Below are 4,454 nucleotides of genomic sequence, written 5' to 3'. Positions count from 1 at the left end.
TCCTACGAGCGGTCGCACAAGCCCATTCCGCTCTACACCTTCGCACGCAAGGATGGGGTCATCATGCCGGTGCCGAGCATGGCCATGAGCAATCCGGCGGATGGGTTCGATGTCACCGACAAGAAGATGTGGTACGACCTGCAGCAGAAGGTCACCCCCTGGGCCACGTTCATCAGCCGCGTGCAGTGGACCCGCGACATGTTGGACCTGCACCTCTGGTCACCGTTCGGCCTGAACTACGCCCGCGGTGCCGCGCCCGGCCAGCCTGACGGCACGGTGACGTTCTTCCCCACCCGCAACATTCAGCAATCCACCCAGGTCAGCGGGGACCAATACTTCCGTTTCGACTTCGAAACCGGCCCGGTCCAGCACAAGCTGTCCGTCGGCTTCGGGCATGACGACTACACGCTGCACGCGACCGAGTTCGACGGGAAGACGCAGCGCATCAAGGTCTACCCGGCTTCGGGCTTTGCCTTCCCCGAGGTGCGCTCCCTCTCGTCCGTCGTCTCCTCGCTGGACTACGTCAAGGACAGTCAGCGTTCGGAGTACATCCAGGAGTTTATGACCTATGACGACTGGAGCGCGCTGCTGAATTTCCGACACACGGCTTACACGGTGCAGACTTCGACGAACTTTGTCGAAATGGGTGTGGTGTCCAACCCGCCGACCGCGAACATCAAGTCGAACACGCCCGGTGCGGGTGTCGTGTACCGCGTGAGCGAAGACACATCGCTCTATGCCAGCTACTCGAAGGGCTTCGAACCCCAAACTGCCCTCAATTGCGGTGGCGGCATCGTCCCACCCATGATCGCGGCCAACAAGGAGGTCGGGGCCAAGTTCCAGTTCATGGACAACCTGATGTCGCTGACCACGTCGGCCTTCGAGATCAATCAGTCCAACTCCATGTACTACGACTCGATTCATCGCTGTACCAGTGTCGGGCCGGGCGTGACCAGCAAGGGGATCGAGATGGATGCCCAGGGCCAGCTGGCCCAGGGCTGGAACGCGATCATGAACTACACCTACTCCAAGCTGCACAATGACAAGGACCCGACGACGCCGAACCCGGGCCATCCGATGCACAAGATCAACTTGTGGACCACCTATGACCTTCCGTTCGAGGCCACCCAAGGCCTGGGCGTTGGCATGGGCATCACGGCCAACAGCAGCCAGCTGGGCAGCAGGAGCAAGGTGACCCAGTTCACCGAGCCGGGGCAGGTCCAGGTCGACGCAAGCCTGTTCTACAAGCAGCCCAACTGGCGTGCCACGCTGGGTGTGAAGAACATCGCCAACCATCGCCTCTATGGCATCTCGACCAGCAACTCGTTCATCCCAGTGCTTCCGGGCCGCACGGTGATGTTCACCTTGGTCCGCGACTTCAACTGACGGCAGCAAAGGCTGCACGGCATCGAAGAAGGATTGGGCATTGGCGTGCCCAATCCTTTCTGCATTCCAGGCATCGCACCCACATGAACCTCCCATCGAACGACCCAGACCAGGTTGTGCCGCCCAAGGCACCCGACCACCCCGCGGACCTCACCGAACCCGACAGCCCTGAGGCGGGTCATGGCAGCACGCATGCTGGGTTTCGCCGCGAGTCCTTTTTCCGCTTCCTCCTTCAGTACTGGATCGGCAAGGACCGGTGGGTGGCCCTGGCGCTGTTCTCCGTCATCCTCGTGGTGACCTTTGGCTCCACGGGCCTCATGGTGTACACCACCAAGCTGCATGCCCAGGTCATTGATGCCCTGGTCGATCGGAAGTGGGATGTCTTCCGCTCCGTCATGCTGACGAGCGTCATCGTCGCCGTGGTGTCGCAGACCACCGTGATTTCGAACGCGGCGCTCACGGACTACCTGAAGCTGCGGTGGCGCACCTGGCTGACCGAGCAGTTGCAGGAGCGGTGGACCTCGCGCAATGCCTTCTACGACATCGAGCGCGAGGGCATTCTCCAGAACGCCGATCAGCGCATTGCAGAGGATGTCCGGATCTTCGTGGAGGATTCGCTCAGGATGTTCACGAGCATCGTCGGCGTCTTCCTGCAGCTTGTGACCTTTGCCGTCCTGCTTTGGCATCTTTCGCAGTTGCTGAGCTTCGACATCGGCCCATGGCATGTCGAGATCCATGGCTATCTGGTCTACATCGCCATCATCTACTCGCTGGGGAGTTTCCTGGTCACACACCTGTTCGGCCGCCGCATGCTGCCGCTGAACATGGAGAAGCAGGGCGTCGAGGCCGACTACCGCTTCCTGGCCATGCAGCTGCGTGAGAACGCGGAGCAGGTGGCCTTCTACGGTGGCGGCCTCCGCGAGCAAAGCCGCCTTGTGGAACGGTTCGCCTTCGTGCGCGACAACGTGATCGCCTNGCTCGTCCGGACTGGAAGGGTCTCGTTCTTCCAGACCGTGTACGGGAGCATGCTTTCGCCTCTGCCAACGGTTGCCGCCCTGCCCCTGTACTTCGCGGGCAAGGTGACCTACGGCGGCCTGACGCAGGTGGTCGCGGTGTTCGGCAGCGTGGTGAACGCGCTCGCTTTCTTCTCCCAGGCCTACACCAACGTGATGGCCTGGATTGCCGTTGCCAACCGTGTGCGCGACCTCTCCGCCGCACTGGACGAGGCACAGAACCGCCCCAGCGGCATCTCCGTCACCCGGGAGGCCGGCGCATCGCTGGTGAGCGGCCCCATCGCCTTGCGCACGCCGCAGGGCCGCATGCTCACGCATGTGCCGCCCCTGCGTGTCGAGCCGGGCACGCGGCTGTTGATCCGGGGGACCTCCGGCACAGGCAAGAGCACCTTGCTGCGGGCGCTGGCGGGCCTGTGGCCGCACGGCGAAGGGGTGGTCAGGCTGCCAGGGGCGGGCACGATGCTCTTCCTGCCGCAACGCAGCTACATCCCGAGCGGCTCGCTGCGCGCGGCACTGTGCTACCCGCAGGGGCCGCAGGCCTTCTCCGAGGAGCAGTGTGTCCGTGCCCTGGGCCAGGTCGGCCTGGAGCACATGGCCTTTCAGATCAACCAGGTTGAGCGCTGGCAGCAAAGGCTGTCCGGCGGCGAGCAGCAGCGCATCGCGTTTGCGCGGGTGCTGCTGCACAAGCCGAGCTTCGTCTTCCTGGACGAGGCCACCAGTGCGCTCGACCCGGCCGGCGAACAGCGGCTCTACGAACTGCTGTCCGCGGAACTCGGTTCCGGGGCCATCGTCAGCGTGGCCCATCGCGAGTCGCTGGCGCGCTTCCACGCCACGGTGCTGGAACTCACCCCAGTAGCACGGGCCGCCGCCTGAATTGTCATGAGACAGTTGTCGGTACAGATTGACGGGGTATCGCCAAACCGTACTGAGTTTTTCCCCGTCGAATCCATACACTTTAGCTTTCGTTTTTCCGTCCCCCATCGCGCAGCCCGCAGGCCCGATGGCCGGACGCCCACAGGAACGCCTCACATGTCAGAGCTCGTCACCATCGCCACCGATGCCTCCTACACCGCTGAACTTCTCGATGCCAAGGGCGTCGTGCTGGTCGATTTCTGGGCCGAATGGTGCGGTCCCTGCAAGATGCTGATGCCGGCGGTGGAAGAGATCGCGAAGCTGTACGCGGGGGAAGTCAAGGTCGCGAAGATCAATGCCGACGACAACAAGGCGGCGGCCGCGAAGTTCGAGATCCGTGGCCTGCCGACGCTGCTGGTGCTGCAGGACGGCGTGGAGAAGGAGCGCATTCTTGGCGTCATCTCCAAGAGCCGCATCGCCGCCGCGCTGGACAAAGTCCTGGGGAATTGAGCATGACGCAAGTGACTTCTCTCCAGGCCTTCCAGGGCGATGTGGCGGTTCGCGAATCGGCGCTGCAGCGCCTGGCCAGGCGCCAAGTGGCCAAGGAACTGACGCCGGGGCTTCTGTTCATGGGGGGCGGGGGCAAGTGCAGCCTCGCAGCGGCGCTTGTCGATGTGGCAGATCCCGCCGAGTGGGAACGGCGCACCGGTTTGGCCGCATGGGTGGCGTACGCCCTCGACGCGCTGGCGTCCAATGACGCCATGGCAGAGGCCACCGAGGTGCTGGGCGCCATCCAGCCCGGTGCGGACACGACCCATCTGGGCAGTGCGGTCATCGCGGCCGCGCTGGCCTCGCTCGCATGCACGTCGCCCAGCCTGGCCCAGGCCCGCGGCACCGTGCTGGCGCTCCACCAGGCGGCCGCGAACGGCGAGGCGCCATCCAATGCCCAGTGGCGTGCGGCTCGCCAACAGGCGGCCGAGGCCCTGGCCAACGCGGCGGACGATGCTCAGAAGCGTGAGGCGGGTTGCATCGAGTCTGCCGCGTGGAGCCCGGTGGTGGCGCCCACCTCGGTCGCCGAGGTGCTGCGCAGCTGGACCCAGCTCGTTGACGCGGAAACGGTCCTGGGCTGGAGCCCGGAGCGCCATGAAAGGACGAAGGCCCGTCTNCACGAGATGCACCAGCTCTACATCGCCCCCAACCCCG

General features: G+C 64.3%; 3 protein-coding genes. All 3 read left to right on the top strand.

Annotated features, from left to right (window positions below):
* The coding region (locus I73_RS15100; protein WP_022981384.1) for a TonB-dependent siderophore receptor at positions 1-1,386 on the top strand (1,386 nt) is incomplete at its 5' end.
* A gap of 83 nt (positions 1,387-1,469) precedes the next feature.
* Positions 1,470-3,272 carry an ABC transporter ATP-binding protein/permease gene (locus tag I73_RS15095; protein ID WP_083876772.1) on the top strand — a complete coding sequence of 601 codons (1,803 nt, stop codon included), beginning with the start codon at positions 1,470-1,472 and terminating at the stop codon, positions 3,270-3,272.
* A 156-nt stretch (positions 3,273-3,428) separates the two neighbouring features.
* On the top strand, positions 3,429-3,761 hold the full coding sequence (trxA, locus tag I73_RS15090; protein WP_022981382.1) for a thioredoxin: 333 nt from the start codon (positions 3,429-3,431) through the stop codon (positions 3,759-3,761).
* The last annotated feature ends 693 nt before the right edge of the window (positions 3,762-4,454 follow it).

It is taken from the genome of Ideonella sp. B508-1 (assembly GCF_000333615.1).
GTDB lineage: Bacteria > Pseudomonadota > Gammaproteobacteria > Burkholderiales > Burkholderiaceae_C > Ideonella.
Note: the sequence above shows the minus strand (reverse complement) of the source record. Positions and strands in the feature narration are given on the sequence as shown.